The sequence below is a fragment of the Ruminococcus sp. RTP21484sp1_RTP21277st1_D2_RTP21277_210401 genome (assembly GCF_040924225.1).
GTDB lineage: Bacteria > Bacillota > Clostridia > Lachnospirales > Lachnospiraceae > Blautia_A > Blautia_A faecis.
The window spans coordinates 61,071-76,320 of the sequence record NZ_JBCOMJ010000018.1 but is presented as its reverse complement, the minus strand read 5'-3'; the positions used below and the strand labels follow the sequence as shown (position 1 = coordinate 76,320).

Sequence of the window (15,250 nt, the reverse complement as noted above, 5' to 3'; positions counted from 1 at the left end):
TTCTCCTTTTTTTCAACTAAACTTAAATGCATCAATCCCATGCAGGTTATGGCTTTTTCTGGTCAATGTAATACTGTCCTCAAAATGTTCCTGACAGCTTTTTTTCGCTGCCCTTCTCATGCCTTTTGAAGTCTGGCGTTTTGCCATTCTTTTAAATCCAGGTCCTACCAGGTGGTTTTTATGATACATTCCCATATTTTTCACTCCATTTCTGTCGGCACCAAGCCCTGCCTTATTCTTTTCACGCTCTTTCTATATAGCAGATACTGTTTTTTCGGCATTCAAATTCCGGACACAAGGAACTCCACAATTCTTCCAGATCTTTCATCCCGAATGCACTAAGTTCCGTTTCCTGTTCCCTTCCATACAGATCGGTATATCCAATCTGATAAGTTCCGCCTCCGCTTCTTACGATTTCTTTTCCAGCTTCCCTTACGGTCATGTTATCGCCTCCATTTAAAATTATTTCTTCCTATTAAATAAGGGGGACGACTTGTCCCCCAAAAAGTTACGCTGCAATATAAAGTTCTTTTTCCCTGTCCACAAGAGGCAGAACATAGGTCGTCTGTTCCAGATGGTTTTCTTTTTGATAGTTTACGCCATCGTGGTAAGACGAGAAATAAAGGATCTGCCCCTTATTTTTATAGGGCTTCAGGTTTTCCTTCCATCCGGACTCCAATCCGTGAACGGCAAGCCCCCAGGCCACCTTGCAGAGATTGCATCTTAATCCTGCATACCCAAGATATTCTTTTACAAACTGTTCCGCACTGTGGGTGTTAGAAAAATAACGGGCATACTCAAATGAGCGGCACAGAATTTTTCCATCCTGAAAGCCTGCAAAATAACAGTCTTTTTTCAGCTCGATCACATACCCGGTTGCGTAGATTTCCTTTCCCGGATGTATCTTTTTTGAATCCTCATGGATCTGTAACAACTCTTCGGAATAAATCTTTTTTCTTTTTTTATGCTGCATCATGCTCCTCCTTTTTTAGTTTACTCTTCGAAGTAATTTTGCCAGCTGCTTTGTCAGTCGGATGGGAAGCTGCTCTAAGCTTGATATATCAAGATAGGCATTTCCATAAATCTTCCGAATGGCTTCTTTATCCCATCCAATCGCCGCAGCCTGAAACAAAATTCCTTTCTTTCCGAGCTTTTCCTTGATCTTTTTTAAATCTGCTGTGGCATAGCTTCCAAAATAACGGGTTGCATTTGGCAGTCCGTCGCTGATAAGGAATAACAGTTTTTGTTTTTCCGGACGTTTTAAAAGCTTATTTGCCATAAATAGAAGGGCTGCCCCGTCCCGGTTACTGCCATCGTTTTCCATAGTGACGATCCGCAAACGGTCGTTTCTGTCTTCTTCGAATTCTGCATAACTGTGAAAATAAACGGTTTCCTCACTTGGATCACAATGTTCGTAACCATCCGTATGGTGTCCGTAAACCAGAATGGGGATTCCGGCTTGTCTGCAAAAATCGTATAAGGTGAGGGCTGCTACCTTGGCTGCTTCTATACGATGGCCTATCATGGAGCCAGAATTGTCCACTAACACGCAGACCACCGCATCTGTTTTCTTTCCGGGAAATATCCGCTTATATACGGCACCGCCTGGATCAGCAATGGCACGCATATCCAGCTTTTTTCCAAGATACATCCGACGTTCCGTCCGTTCCTTCTGGTTTTCCAGGATTGGAAGAAGCCTGGTCCGAAGCCTTTTTTCTACCTTTCTTGCCGAAGCTTCATATGCAGACAGCCAGCTTTTTTCTGTTTCTGTGAAGGTATTCTTATACAAGACCTCTTTTCTTACCATGTTATGGGCTACTTCAAATTCCATCCCATCCAGTTCCTCCTGCAGACGGTTTTGGGCTTCTACTCCCATATCCTGATCCACGGTTTCTGATACTAAATCCAAAAGGATTTTTTGCAGTATCAGGTCAGATTTTTCATCTGCGCCTTCCCGTTCTTCCTTATCCTCTTTCGAAACCTGGATCGCTGTGGCATTTTCAAGTTCCGGTAAGGCAGTCTCATCCACTTCCGATTCCTGAATAAATTTGGGAAGATCTTCGGTCAGTTCTTTTAGATACTCCCCCATGGCTGCCTCCAGCTTTTTTAGTTGTTCTTCCGTCAGCTCTTCTGTTTGTTTCCCGGTTTTCGCCTCGTCCTTTCCATTTCCGGATACATCTGTCGGAAGATCCTCATCGGAGGAATCCGAAGAAAAATCTATTGGACCTTCTTTACCGCCTACAGCTTCCTTAGATTTCTCTTCTGAAGAAGCTTTCTCAGATACCGTTTCTGATTTATTTTCCTCCTCTGAAGAATTTGGAGACTCCTCATCCCCGGTCTGCTTAGAAGCTTCCCGGTTGTTATCTCCAGAAGTATTCCTTTCTTTTACAGGTTCCTCTTCCCCTTTGGATTCCGTTTCTTCTGTGGGGGATTCTTCTTCCTCTTCTCCCATGGATTTTCCATTTCCCTGGGATGCCTCTTTTCTATCTTCCTCTGTAGAATTTTCTTCCCCTGCTGATTTTTCTTCTGCCGATTCTTCCTGCGGTGGTTCTTTCTGCGACGGTTCCTCCTGTGGCTCGTCCTCTTCTGGCGGCTCTTTTTCTGATGGTTCTTCCTGAGGCATTTCTGCTTCCGGCGGTTCTTCTTCCTGTGGTCGTTCTTCCTCGTTTTCTTCTGGTTCCTGACATTCCTGCTTCAATTCTTCCAAAAGATTCCGAAAATACTTCCACATCTTAAGCAGGATCTGGTTGGTGGCCTGGTAACGGATAAGGTCACTGTCCGCTGTCACCGACAGATCCACAAACTGCTTCACTTCATTTAAGGTATCCAGCATCTCACAGCTTTCCATATTCCAGGAATTGGCATATCCCCGAAGGGCATACTGTACAAGTACCTTTAAAAAAACGGAAACCGGATCTGAATTCCCCTCTAGCAGTTCTTTTAACGGTGGAATCCATTCCACGTTTCGTCTCCGGTTGATCAGAATTCCTTTTTTGATACTTCCAGGAAACAGGCTGCACATCTTTTCCTCTATGTACACATCATTTAAAAGGTTGCTGATATAAGCCGCACATTCTGTCAGAAGGGGAACCACCACTGGATTTTTCCCGGTCAGACAGGTATCCATCTCATCCAGGGCTTTTTCTTCGTCCTCGTTTTCCGGCTCTGGTGCATCCGGATACCAGACACCTGCCAGCATGTTCTGCACATAGACTTTCCGAAGTGCAGAATCCGTAAATCTGGCATGACCGCATTCATGTCCTAATATCCCGATCAGGCTGTCACTTTTTTGTTCCAGTTCTAAAAAACTGCCTGTAATGAGATTGTCAATGTTGATGCCAATTCGTTTCCCATCATTCCAGCCTGCCAGCCCGTCTTCTGTACTCTGGTACAAAAGCAGCTGCTCCAGTTTTTCCCCTGCCACTTCATTTGCAAGGTCCCGAAAAAGTTTCCGGTAACCTTCTGAAAAAAAGACCTGACTGGGGCTTAACTTTTTTTGTTCTTCCTTGATCCGCTCTCTATAAGTATCCTTCATTTCGATTCTCCTGTTTCTAACAATACGGTTCCACATAGGTCTTCATCAGATGTTCCTGTTCCTCCGGATCCATTGTGGCTTTACTGATAACCGCAACCTGTGCCGCGCGCCTGACATCTTTAATTGCCTGAAAGGTACGCACCCAGTTTTCCAGTTCCCGATAACCGCACACACCATCCTGAAGATCTTCTTCCTTCAGATAAGCATGGATTTTTCGAACGGCCGAAACCATAAAGTTTAAGCCTTTCTCATCCGCATATCCGGTACGTGCAATAACCCGCCGCTTCATTTCCTCTTCTGTGAGATTTTGCTTGGGCTGGATCAGGCTCATTCGGGATAATACCGACTGGTTAAAGTTTCCGCAGCCCACATAATCCAGGTTTGTAGTCATAATGATAATGGTATTCGGATTTCGCCGTATTTTTTCCCCATTAATCAGATCCGTCACTGCTCCGTCATCAAAAAGGGAGTTCAGTCTTGTAAGCGTTCCTGGTTTTTCAATCATGGACGGCTCCTGAATTTCCAAAACGGAAGGAAGGCGGCACGCTTTTATGATCTCTGATTCCCGCAACAAAAAATCCTTCTCTGCCCTTGCACTTTCATATCCTTTTTCATACGCAAGGCGCAAAAGTTTTTCAAATGCAGCTTCTTCTGAAATGCCCTCTTCATAGGTTCCGCTAAGTACACAAAGTGCGGAAGCTGGATCCATCTGAAGGTCGTAAAAGACTGGAAGCACTGGAAGCGTTTTGTTTTTCGTTCCCATGTTTGGTACCGTACTTGCAAGAAGCTCCAGCTCATCTGTACCAGGCCCACAGGTAAATACATAATAGGGAAGACCTAATATCTGTGCGATCATCCTGGCATCTGTGGTTTTTCCAGTTCCAGCTTCCCCCGTCATCATAAAAAGCCTTGCCGGGGTATGAACGACCATTTCCAGGATTTCTTCCACCTCCTGGCTCACAATGTAATCCTCTGGAAGCGTGGGGATCCTCTCTTTTTCACTATGCCGGCAATTAAAATGTCCTGCATACTCCATCTTTAACTCCGAAATAGCAGCACCTTTCTTCCTCCCTTTTACTCCCAGCACCTTAAAAGTACCAATTATACAGGCATTTGGCGCATAAATTCCGGAGTTCAGGTCAAATGGGTGAAAACTATCCTTCAGTTTTCCTTCCGCAAACTGGTTCCGGTCAAAAGAAATGGCATCCTCCGTTGTGGCAGTCATCCGCAGATACAGGTTATCACAGCAGCGAAAGGACATTTTGAGCGCCTGCCCCGCCAGTCCTGCTTTTATAGCACGTTTCAGTTCATCAAAGCAGGTATGAAACTCATCGTCGTAATACTGGCTTTCGGGAACTATACTTGCATAGACAAGCATTGCAAGATACTCCTCCCCGGTAGATTTTCCCTTTAAAACGCCAGGCATCTTTGTTGTTTCTCCTGCGGGATCCTTTTTCTTTCTAATTCCACAGAATCTTCCGTTTTGATAATTGTATGTCATGACACAAAGTTCCTGCTCCACCGGGTATTCCAGGCAAAAATAACGAACAGACTTTTCTGCCAGCTGAATTCCGGCAGCACCTTCTTCTTTCTCTTTCATTCCAAAAAGCTTAAAAATAGCAGCCAAAGTAGGCGGATGAAGCTTTGCAGATTTTCCATTTGTCCGCGTATTATATCTGGAGCAGTCTTCCGCTTCATAGCTGATTCTTTTTTTCTTTGCAAACTTTAAATATGCCTCAATTTTTTCTGGCAATGCCAATTGATAGGTCCATGGTTCATAAAAACAGATTTCTGGCATTTTGATTCCTCCATATGGAAAAGCAGGGTATGAGCATTTTGCGTCTCATATCCTGCTGATCTTTGTTATGCTGATTTCTTTTCCTGTTCCAGGTAGGCTTTGTAAATCTTTTTGATCCGGTAACCAAACATGGTATTTCGTTTGCTCACCGTATCGTTATTGATTGCGATTACCATTGCCTTTTTACTTCCTACTATTTTCACCCCACGCCTTGCTCTTGTGACTGCGGTATAGAAAAGATTTTTCCGCAGCATCCGATAAAAACAGGTGAGCATCGGCAGAATCACTACTGGATATTCCGAGCCCTGTGCCTTATGGACGGTGATACAGTAAGCCAGATTTAACGGCCATATATCCCCTTCGGTATATTCCATGATTTTTCCATCCCCAAAATCTACACGCATCCTGCTTTTCCCGTCTGCTTTATAGATATTTAGGACTTCTCCCACGTCACCGTTTGCCACATCTTCCTCATTTTTCAGCTGCATAACGAGATCTCTCTCCCGATATGTAGTCGATCCATTCTTAATTTCCGGATAACCGTACCTCTTCGGATTCACGATATCCCGAAGAACAGGATTTAATGCATCTGCACCTACCTTCGTATCCTTTCGAAGTGGGGAGAGTACCTGAACCCCTTCTACCCGGTTTTCGTTTTTTTGAAGTTCTTCCCGATAGAGCTTCTGGATAATTTCAGCTGCTTCTTCATCATCTTTTGCCGGATAAAACTGGAACGTATCATCAAAAACCAGATTGGTTTTCCTTTCGTTTATCTTATCCGCATTCTGAATAATCGTGGATTTTCCTTCCTGACGGAAGCTCTCTGTTAGTATCGTAACTGGGATCACACCGGACTCGATCATCTCTTTAAATACGTTTCCCGGTCCCACTGATTCCAGCTGGTCTTTATCGCCTAAGAATACCAGGCGGGTTCCAATAGGAACCCGAGACAAAAACTTATCCATAAGTGGCATGTCGATCATACTGCACTCATCCACAATGATAAGAGATGCCTCCAGCATACTCTCTTCATCCCATTCTTCCTCACCCGCTTCTCCTTTTAACCCAATTGCTTTATGAATCGTCAGGGCGGGGTAAGCAGTACAGTCACTCATCCTTCGTCTGGCACGACCAGTTGGAGCACATAACAGTATCTCCGCGTTCTTATGAAGAATTTTCTCTACCTCAATGATAAAGCTGATATCTGTCGTCTTTCCACGTCCAGGTCCTCCGGTAATGATGGTAACCGGATATTGAAATGCTCTTAAAATTCCTTCTTTTTGCCTGACATTTAGTAGAATCTTCTCTTTTTTCTGAATGCTGCTTATAATGGAGTCCACCTGATAACTTTGTGTCCCACCTCGCAGGATCAGTTTGACTAAGGAAGCGGCCGCTCCAAGCTCTGCACGAAAACTATTCTTTAAATAAAATCCGCCATCACTACACACCAGGGTACCATCCTTACGGATCATTTCATTTCCGGCATCCCGGATGGCTCTTTCTGGCACCAGTCCGGTTTCCTTTTTATGGTTTAAAAGCAGGGCTGTCCGCTTTAAAATTTCCTCACAAGTCAGGTATAGATGGCCTTCGCCCTCTGCTTCCGACATAATGTGAAGGATCGCCGCTTTGATCCGCATAGGCTCATCTGGCTTAAAATTCTTTGCTTTTACCGCAATCGGATCCACCGTTAGAAAACCAAACCCAGGAATCTCGCACAAACGAAATGGCGTGTTCTGAATAATAAGTGGGGCTGCATTTCCAAAGTGTTCCTGGATCTGCGCCACCTTCCTTGGTGTCACCCCGAAGGGAGATAAGGTCACCATTAACTGCCTCAAAGTCTCGCTTTCACGGTATCCTTCCAGAATTTCTGAGAGCTTTTTTCGGGTAATGCCTTTGATTTCCAGCAGTCTCTCAGGATCATTTTCCAGTACCGCAAAGGTTTCTTCCTGATAGCGGTCTACAATCCGCTCGGCAAGTACTGGCCCGATTCCCTTAATTAGGTCAGAGGCCAGGTATGCCTTGATTCCTTCTATGCTCGTGGGTAATGCAATCTGAAAAGAAGAAACCTTATACTGCATTCCAAATTTTCCGTCTTTCCAGGTTCCGTTCAGTTCTACTTCAAGGCCATCCTCTGTGGGAAGCTCATTTCCAACTGCCACAAACATGCCATATCTGCCATTTTTCTGGCTGCTTACTTCCTTGGGAAGGGTTTCTTCCGTTACATAGGAGGCAACGGTGTATCCATTTCCTGCATTGTAATAGATACACCGGACTGCTTTACATTTCATTTTGGTCCATCACCTCCGGAAACACCTCTTTTTCTTCCCTGTTTTCTTCCTTGCTTTCTCCTCTGTTTTACCGGTTCTGACCGCGTTTCATCCGGACTCTTTTGAACGCCACCGGGCGCTTCAGCATGACCGCGTACTTTACCGGGAGCTGGTTTCTTGGTTTCAGGATGGCTGCGTTTTTGTTCATCATTCTCATTCGGATTCTCCTTTTTTTCATTCAGATATTTGTAGCAATAGATACCTGCTGCAATTGGAAGGCCCAGTGTCAGACTCTGTACAATCACTGCTAAAAACAGCGGCCATAAAAAGGGTGACAAAAGCATTCCTATAATTCCAGTTATCAGGCAGGCTTTTTGGTGTGCCTGGCACCATTTTTTTACTCGTTCCATTTTTTTCTCCTTTGTTATCAGCAAAAATCTCCCATCTCTTCATTTCCCATATTCATAAATTTCTCATCTACGTTGTAGCGGTTTTGTGAATTCTGGCGTGAAGACTGGGCTCTTTGTGGTTTACTTCCTGTACAGTTTGTTTTCCCCTGGTTCGTGTTTTTGTAGTACGGCGAATTTTGATAGGAATTTCCTGGATTCTGGCTGGATCGTCCATTGTTATTTGATCCACTATTTCGTGAAGACTGTGAGGAATTCCGATTGGTACGTCCGTTCTGGCTCACATTTTCACTTTCGTCCTTACTGTCTACAAACTCAATGTCAGTTACAAGCAGTCTCATACCATATACTTTTTCGCCACTATTACCTGTATAGTTATCATTATGCATCTCGCCCTCTAAAGCGATTTTTTTGCCCTTATAAAAATACTTTGCTACAAACTCAGCTCTTTCCCCAAATGTGACACAGCTAAAGTAATCAGCATTCGGAGCTCCTTCCTGCTTGAAATTTCGCTCAACTGCAATCCGAAAATACGCGACTGTCTTTTTTCCCGCTGAAGACATCACCTTTGGATCCGTTGCCATCCGTCCGATAAATATAGACTTATTCATGTCCACACTCCTTGTTGTTTTTGATTTGATAACAAAAAACATTCAGAATGAATTCCAAATGTCCGTTATCATTTTCCTTCTTTTACCAGTTCTTCCGATCTCCTTTCTTTTGAATTTTTTATTTTTCCTCCTTTCAAGATGTTGATTCGTATTTGTTTTTTTGCAATAAAAAAAGGCCACTTAGAACGTTTCATTCTAAATGACCTAATTTCTCACAAAAGGCAGGAACCATGTTCCTCATATTTTTTTCTTCCGGACTTCTCCGAAACCAAATTTTTTTACCTGTTTTACAGGCACAAATACAAATCTCAAAATCATAATAACACAAGATATAGTATGCGTCAACAATTCATTTTCTGTATTTTGTGTTGCAGAGTGCATATTGTTACTATGCCGGGTAACGGTATCCAGGAAAACCAGTAGAAGAGACTGGCATCCTCTTATGATTCTAAATAACCTTATTATCTTCTTTTAATTTTCCCTATCAGTCTACCTTCCGGTGGATCTCACACGACTAAAGTCACGTGCTCCTCAGTCGCTTTAAGCGACAAGGCTAAATATCGGCGGATACGCCTGTAACTTAGGATATGCGCAGTCATGCGCTTTTTCCATGCCAGATATGGCAGGTTCCCACACCACAGGTAGTCCGCTGTATATCTGCCTGTGTTTATGCTGCTCTTAAAAGTTCCATTTCTAAAAATAATTCTCTTAAGTCAGCATACACACATGAGATCCTACGCTTTACTGAAGGGACTTTTGCCTCCAGCAAAGACCTTTCCGTTGCCGGAAGGGGTTTTAAGAGTTCCCGTATAAAATATCTTGCTCCAATATTATAGGATGCCGAAAGATCACAGTTATATCTTTTTCCATTCCGGAATGTACAGAGACTGTGATTGCCCGGATCACGGACAACTGTTCCTGAACCATCACAGGCAAGCCTGCTGGTATTCCAAGCACAGATCCTGGATATACGCATCCCTCTGCGATGCGCCTGGTGTTCACATCTTTTCTGGATATCCCTTTTTCTCCACAGATGCAGCTTCTGTTTCTTTCTCCCGGATATCTTTCCTTTTGTTTCCAGATACTCGAAAACGATCACATCTGCATGGTTTTCTTCTGCATACCCTGTGACTGCCCCTGCGATCTTTCTTCCGAGTTCTGTGTTAAGACGCTTCGCATAAGCCCACCTGTTTTTCACCGGTGCAGAGCCATGCTCCCGCTGGAACCTGCTTATCCGTCCCAGCACACGGTACATCTGGTCTTTTTCACTGGGAAAATCGATAAACTTTCTTCCCAGGACAGTTCCATCTGACCGCATAATGGTACAGACTGCATCCGTATTGAGTCCTAAATCCACACTGCAGATGACCTGTTCTTTTGCAGGTGCCTTTGTAAGCAGCACCTCTTCTGTATAAGAAAAACGCAGGAAGTATTTACGATGCCTTTTTTCCAATACGGGTGCTGCAGCTTTTTTTCCAGCCCAGTTCTTTCTGAGATATTCCATATCTGTATGGCTGAGACTGCCCCTGAACCATTTCCAGTCATGGCCATCATAAAGTTTCAGGTACGCTCCATCTCTTTCTTCTGTATCTTCGCGGTACATCACATCACGGTAGAATACCGGCATGGCATGATTATCACACACCAACTTCGGCCTGCCGCCTTTCTGATCCGTTTTTTCCCACAGTTCCAGCCTTGTCTTATATGAGGATACGCTTCCCAGGGCATGCTGGATAGCTGCCCTTCTGAGATAAGAAGGCATCTTGGGAAAGCGCCGGTCAAAATCAAATCTTGCATGATTCTTTTTAGTAGTATGTACCAGATGTTCTGCCGTGTTGAATCTTTTTTTAAGTTCCGTGATCACTGCCAGTTCATCCCATATCTGAGCATAAATCCCCGTCAGACAGCTGACCGCAGTACGATAGATGTCCAGTGTCTGGCGGACCGGGATATTCTGTTTTCGCAATTCTACGCCATAACTGGATACTGTCTTCATCTTTTTCCTCTTTCTGCTTACCGTTGTCAAGCGGATATTACAGGTCCGCTCCGCTACTTGCTCATAACCGGATGCTGCTTCGCAGCTTATCAGGAGTGGCTTGCACCACGCCTAATACAAGCAATTCCCAACCCACTGCTTATTGCTTTGCGCACCCCCAGCAGGGGACTTGCTTGATTCGGTTAAAAACTGCTTCTTTCAGGTTTCTGTTTTTCTTTTTGCCCTTCGATGTAAGAGCATACCTGTTCTCTGCTCCTGTCACTCACTGTTACTGCACAATAAGATGGATTCCACAGATGCCCTCCCCAAAGTTCCTTCTTCAGTTCTGGATGCGCAAGAAACATCTGCCGAGCAATGTTCCCCTTCATGATCTTGATCATATCAGAGATATAAAACTGTGGTCTGCAGTCTACAAGCAGATGGATATGATCCGGCATAACTTCCATTGCCAGAATCTGAAATTTATATTCTTCAGCAAGGTCATAGAGCATTTCTTTGCATTCTGCATCAATACCATCCTTTAAAACCTTTTTCCGGTATTTTGTACACCATACCAGATGGTACTGCAGGGAATACACATATCCTCTACCATATGAAAGTTCATTATCATTGATATTAAACATATTTTTCTCCATGTTTTTATTATACCATATGCAAGAATTGTTTGCAAACATTTGTTCTGTTTATTTTTAAAAAATAGTGCGTCTAACTCATCACTGAAGTAACGAGAATGCGACGCACAGGTTTTCAAAATTCTGCATGGCAATTTTATCATTGCATTTCCAGATTGCCTTCAGTTCATCTTTTTCCAGGCTCTTCATCCAACTTAGTATCTCAATTGTCTTATCAAGAAAATCCGGCATTCCCACTGGTGCGATACTGTCCGTATCTATAATCATCTTTTTTGCTGGTGATAATATAATCTTCATCACGCCAATTCCTTCAGCATATTTTCAGGATCATCCGCTGCTTTCACTTTATCATTTGCTTTTATGATGATTCCCTGCTCATCAATCAGATATGTCGTCCTTACCACTCCCATAGAGACTTTTCCATAATTCTTCTTTTCTTTCCAGACATCATATGCCTCCATCACTTTGCGCTCTGGATCTGCCAATAAGGGAAATGCCAGTCCGTATTTTTCTTCAAATCTCTTATGGGAAGCTACAGAATCCTTACTAACACCAAGGATAACAGCTCCTTTTTCTGTAAACAAAGGATACCTTTTTGAAAATCCACAGGCCTGTTTCGTGCATCCAGCTGTATTATCCTTCGGATAAAAATATAAAATCACTTTTTTTCCAGCATAGTCACTTAATTTATGCATGTTTCCGTTCTGATCCAGCAGCTCAAAATCAGGGGCTTTTGTTCCTGTTTCCAACATTTTTTAATCCTCCGTTTCTGTAGCTTCCGCTTTCTTTCTCGTTTTTTTACTGCCAGAAATCATTTTATGTCCTGTATAGATAGACATTATCATACAAAGCAGAGAGCTTAATGCGAAATATTTGTGGCTTGATTTTAACCCTTTGTAACCGGTATAAAAAGTTCCGATCATGGTAATAAATGCTCCGATAGACCAATATTTATGTGCTTTCATACAATACCTCCATAAAATATAATGTATTAAAATTATATTGTCTGCCTGCTGCTGTATCCACTTTTCTTAAATTCCGAAAAAAGCACTTCCATTTTAACTGGCGTTACGCAGATAAGATTCATTGGTGAAGGCAGTTTCTTTAACGCTTCTATTGGGATTTTTTTGATCTGTGCATGTGTATTGTATGTATCGGAAAAAGGTTCCACAAGCTCTGCTTTTCCCATTATCTGTATGCTCTTCAGATTACCGGTGCCTTCATACTTGTCGTAAATCGCAAGGCATACATTTTCATTTTTCTCAAGACCAATAAACTTTTCACCACCTTCTGAAAACATCCAGAACTTCCCATCATGGTAGCTGTACTCAATTGGAGTACATCTTACATAATCCCCGGTTCCAGTCGCAAGTGCACAAGTATTGTTGGAACTAATATATTCCAATACTGTCTTTTTTAGCTTCTCTTCCGGCATAGCATTCTGTTTTTTATTCTTCCAATAATCTGCTGCTTTCTTAAATTGATCGTGTGTCACAAAACCGCCTCCAGACATTACACTTTTAATATTATTCTTTGTTAATATTGACAATGGGACTGTCCCGACAGCCCCATTTATAATGATTTCAGTTATTTTGTTACACACAAAGTTTCATCAATCCATTTCTGGACGTCTTTTTCGCTTACCTTAACCAGACGAGCAATGGTTTTAACGTTCATTCCCTCTTCTGCCATAGAAAGAGCAGTTTCCTTTTTAGCCCTTAATTCGCCGCTTTCCATTCCCTCGCTGTAAATTTTCTCCATTTCATGGCACATAAGCTCAACCCCTTTCTGTGTCTCTTTTAATTCATGTACCCTTTTTGCAAGAACCTGACTGTGCATTTCATCTGCCTTTTTACAATGTAGATCGTGCATGATCCTTCCTAGTTCTGTATCGTCCTATACCAGATGGTAAAGCCTCAATCAATATCCGCAAAAATTTCTGCCAGCGTCATACTGATATTCGGGAATTCTTTTAATGTGATTACGGTATCTGCATTATAATGCGCTTCCTCCGGATCATCCTGAAGAATATAACTATAATTCAGCTTATAGTTTCCATCTTCCAAGTAGTAGATTTCAACCGCCCTTTCTCTAGGTGACACGATCCAATATTCTTCTACCCCAGCTTTCTGGTATATTTCTTTCTTGTCTGTTTTATCACGCAATGCAGTAGCCGGGCTAAGTGTTTCTACTATAAATTTAGGCACGCCAGAATAGGCACCGCCTTTTAAGTGTTTCCGGTCACAGACAATCATAACATCCGGGATTACATAATCATCATTTATTTCAGGATGGTATTTGTAATCCAAGTTCTCAATGAATGCCAGACAAATACTTCCCTGCAGTTTTCCAGATATAATCCGGTATATATTTCCGTTTACGATACCATGCTGATAATTTGGTGATGGCAACATATCATAAATGACACCATTTATTTTCTCTTCCTTTTTGTATTCTTCTTTAAATAATGGCATATACGTTCCCTCCAAATCTATAATTCGTATCTTTGTCTGGCTTTATGTTTTGCAATGATTCCTATCAGCAACCTTTGTTTCTATTATAGCGGATTTTTCCCTGTAATACAATGCGTTTTCAAATGCCTGATAAAACCTGCAAAATAAGGAAACAAAAGAATACTATTTTGAAAAATTTTTCATAGTCTTCCTTCATTAAACAACAGTAACTATTCGCCATTTATATCCAATTCGACCTGTAAAAAGTATTGCTATTGTACGGACATTTGTGTACTATAACTATAGATAACATATTTTTCTTGAAAGGAGCGGATCTATATGGCTGCAAAATCAGCAAATTTATATGCACGAATCGAACCAGATGTAAAAGAAAAAGCAGAAAGCATTTTGTCTGCGCTTGGAATTCCAGTTTCCAGTGCTATTAATATGTTTTATAAACAGATTATTTTACAGAGGGGACTTCCATTTGAAGTGAAATTACCATCTTCAAGACCTGTTGACATTCATACAGTATCTGAAACAGAATTCAATGAAGAATTGGAGAAAGGATATTCGGATATGCAGGCGGGACGGACTAAAAATGAGAAAAAAGCCTTTGCAGATATCCGCAATGATTATGGTATATGATCTATGAGGTTGAATTATCTGAACAGGCTGACAGCGATTTAAGAGAAATTTTTGAATATATTGCATTTGAATTGCAATCCCCAGAAAATACGAGTGTAAACACTACACATAAAAAACAATGCCATCTTTGATATTTTTGCTATCAAGGATGGCATTTTAGCTCCCTGCGATTAAAAGACTTCCATACTTATATCCTCGCCATTTACCTCTGATTCTTCCTGTTCCTCTGGCAGTTCACAAAAAAGCACCAGTCGTTTCGAAGAATCGGAACCACAGGTGGATAATAAAAGCTGACTGGTTTCAACTGGCTCTCCCAGCCAGAAGGTATCGCTGTCCGCATTTACATATTCGCATCTTAATACCGAATAGGTCAAGGACTGTCCATCCGGCAGATATAGGTACACTTTATTGTGTGTTTCTAAATATTGCTCATTCTCGTACTTGTGCAGCCCCTGGAACATACTGCCATCTTTCATATTGTGGCCATATAGAATGCTCTTTCGGTTGGAAAAATCCGGACTATTATCTTTATCCAGAAAAATGCTCCCAGCTACATGTTCTGTCTTTTTAAAGGTATGCTTCAGATAGAATTCATTATCTGTCCCTTGCACAACCGGATAATCAATCTTCGTGTCCGGAATCCGGATCCAGGCAATGATCTCCGAATTTATTTTTTTCAAAGCTTCAAAATCAACAGTAACTGTTTCTTTCTGGTTTTTCTCCGGTGTTTCACCATCAGCATTTTCTTTTAGCTCCTCCACGGCAACATATTCCCGAAGGGTGTCATATTCCTCTTCTCCATTCCGGTACATAAGATACGTTCCGATTCCCATGCAGATTCCAAAACCAAGCAGCATCAGGCACACAGCCACGATTCCCATTTCTTTTACCTGCTTCATAATT

The 15,250-nt window shown here is 42.3% G+C and carries 18 protein-coding genes; 1 reads left to right on the top strand and 17 read right to left on the bottom strand.

Going from position 1 to position 15,250, the window contains the following annotated elements:
• Positions 1–12: 12 nt before the first annotated feature.
• The 16 genes from AB5706_RS13155 to AB5706_RS13080 form a co-directional block, all read right to left on the bottom strand.
• A complete protein-coding gene (locus AB5706_RS13155) occupies positions 13–195 on the bottom strand; it encodes a hypothetical protein (protein WP_173718716.1) in 183 nt (60 codons plus the stop codon).
• 46 nt (positions 196–241) lie between these two features.
• Positions 242–442, bottom strand: a complete 201-nt coding sequence (locus AB5706_RS13150; RefSeq protein ID WP_347161050.1) for a hypothetical protein — start codon at positions 440–442, stop codon at positions 242–244.
• 66 nt (positions 443–508) lie between these two features.
• Positions 509–973 carry a hypothetical protein gene (locus AB5706_RS13145; RefSeq protein WP_347161051.1) on the bottom strand — a complete coding sequence of 155 codons (465 nt, stop codon included), beginning with the start codon at positions 971–973 and terminating at the stop codon, positions 509–511.
• Positions 974–988: 15 nt separating this feature from the next.
• Positions 989–3,535, bottom strand: a complete 2,547-nt coding sequence (locus tag AB5706_RS13140) for a cobaltochelatase CobT-related protein (RefSeq protein WP_368366126.1) — start codon at positions 3,533–3,535, stop codon at positions 989–991.
• Positions 3,536–3,551: 16 nt separating this feature from the next.
• A complete protein-coding gene (locus tag AB5706_RS13135) occupies positions 3,552–5,333 on the bottom strand; it encodes a P-loop NTPase family protein (protein WP_347161053.1) in 1,782 nt (593 codons plus the stop codon).
• A 65-nt stretch (positions 5,334–5,398) separates the two neighbouring features.
• Positions 5,399–7,621 carry an SF1B family DNA helicase RecD2 gene (recD2, locus tag AB5706_RS13130; protein ID WP_368366125.1) on the bottom strand — a complete coding sequence of 741 codons (2,223 nt, stop codon included), beginning with the start codon at positions 7,619–7,621 and terminating at the stop codon, positions 5,399–5,401.
• Positions 7,618–8,010 (bottom strand): hypothetical protein, encoded by a 393-nt coding sequence (locus tag AB5706_RS13125; protein ID WP_347161055.1) that lies wholly within the window; start codon positions 8,008–8,010, stop codon positions 7,618–7,620. The genes recD2 and AB5706_RS13125 overlap by 4 nt, the downstream gene beginning before the upstream one ends.
• Positions 8,011–8,027: 17 nt before the next feature.
• Positions 8,028–8,618 carry a single-stranded DNA-binding protein gene (locus AB5706_RS13120; RefSeq protein WP_347161056.1) on the bottom strand — a complete coding sequence of 197 codons (591 nt, stop codon included), beginning with the start codon at positions 8,616–8,618 and terminating at the stop codon, positions 8,028–8,030.
• Positions 8,619–9,285: 667 nt separating this feature from the next.
• A complete protein-coding gene (locus AB5706_RS13115; protein WP_347161057.1) occupies positions 9,286–10,614 on the bottom strand; it encodes a transposase in 1,329 nt (442 codons plus the stop codon).
• A 182-nt stretch (positions 10,615–10,796) separates the two neighbouring features.
• A complete protein-coding gene (gene tnpA / locus AB5706_RS13110; RefSeq protein WP_472253647.1) occupies positions 10,797–11,249 on the bottom strand; it encodes an IS200/IS605 family transposase in 453 nt (150 codons plus the stop codon).
• A gap of 78 nt (positions 11,250–11,327) precedes the next feature.
• On the bottom strand, positions 11,328–11,543 hold the full coding sequence (gene yaaA, locus AB5706_RS13105; RefSeq protein ID WP_347161059.1) for a peroxide stress protein YaaA: 216 nt from the start codon (positions 11,541–11,543) through the stop codon (positions 11,328–11,330).
• Complete coding sequence (locus AB5706_RS13100; protein ID WP_347161060.1) at positions 11,543–11,998, bottom strand: peroxiredoxin; 456 nt, start codon at positions 11,996–11,998, stop codon at positions 11,543–11,545. Before AB5706_RS13100 ends, yaaA begins: the two co-directional genes overlap by 1 nt.
• 3 nt (positions 11,999–12,001) lie before the next feature.
• Positions 12,002–12,211, bottom strand: a complete 210-nt coding sequence (locus AB5706_RS13095) for a DUF6219 family protein (protein WP_173717530.1) — start codon at positions 12,209–12,211, stop codon at positions 12,002–12,004.
• A gap of 32 nt (positions 12,212–12,243) precedes the next feature.
• Complete coding sequence (locus AB5706_RS13090) at positions 12,244–12,741, bottom strand: pyridoxamine 5'-phosphate oxidase family protein (protein WP_347161061.1); 498 nt, start codon at positions 12,739–12,741, stop codon at positions 12,244–12,246.
• A gap of 92 nt (positions 12,742–12,833) precedes the next feature.
• Positions 12,834–13,118 (bottom strand): hypothetical protein, encoded by a 285-nt coding sequence (locus AB5706_RS13085; protein ID WP_347161062.1) that lies wholly within the window; start codon positions 13,116–13,118, stop codon positions 12,834–12,836.
• Positions 13,119–13,162: 44 nt separating this feature from the next.
• Positions 13,163–13,720 (bottom strand): Uma2 family endonuclease, encoded by a 558-nt coding sequence (locus AB5706_RS13080; RefSeq protein ID WP_177968281.1) that lies wholly within the window; start codon positions 13,718–13,720, stop codon positions 13,163–13,165.
• 318 nt (positions 13,721–14,038) lie between these two features.
• On the opposite strand from AB5706_RS13080, the gene AB5706_RS13075 reads away from it, so the two are divergent.
• On the top strand, positions 14,039–14,347 hold the full coding sequence (locus AB5706_RS13075) for a type II toxin-antitoxin system RelB/DinJ family antitoxin (RefSeq protein WP_177968282.1): 309 nt from the start codon (positions 14,039–14,041) through the stop codon (positions 14,345–14,347).
• Between the two features lie 170 nt (positions 14,348–14,517).
• Here the strand turns inward: AB5706_RS13075 and srtB are convergent, their stop codons facing one another.
• Positions 14,518–15,246: a class B sortase gene (gene srtB, locus AB5706_RS13070; protein ID WP_177968283.1), complete on the bottom strand. Its 729-nt coding sequence runs from the start codon at positions 15,244–15,246 to the stop codon at positions 14,518–14,520.
• Positions 15,247–15,250: the final 4 nt, after the last annotated feature.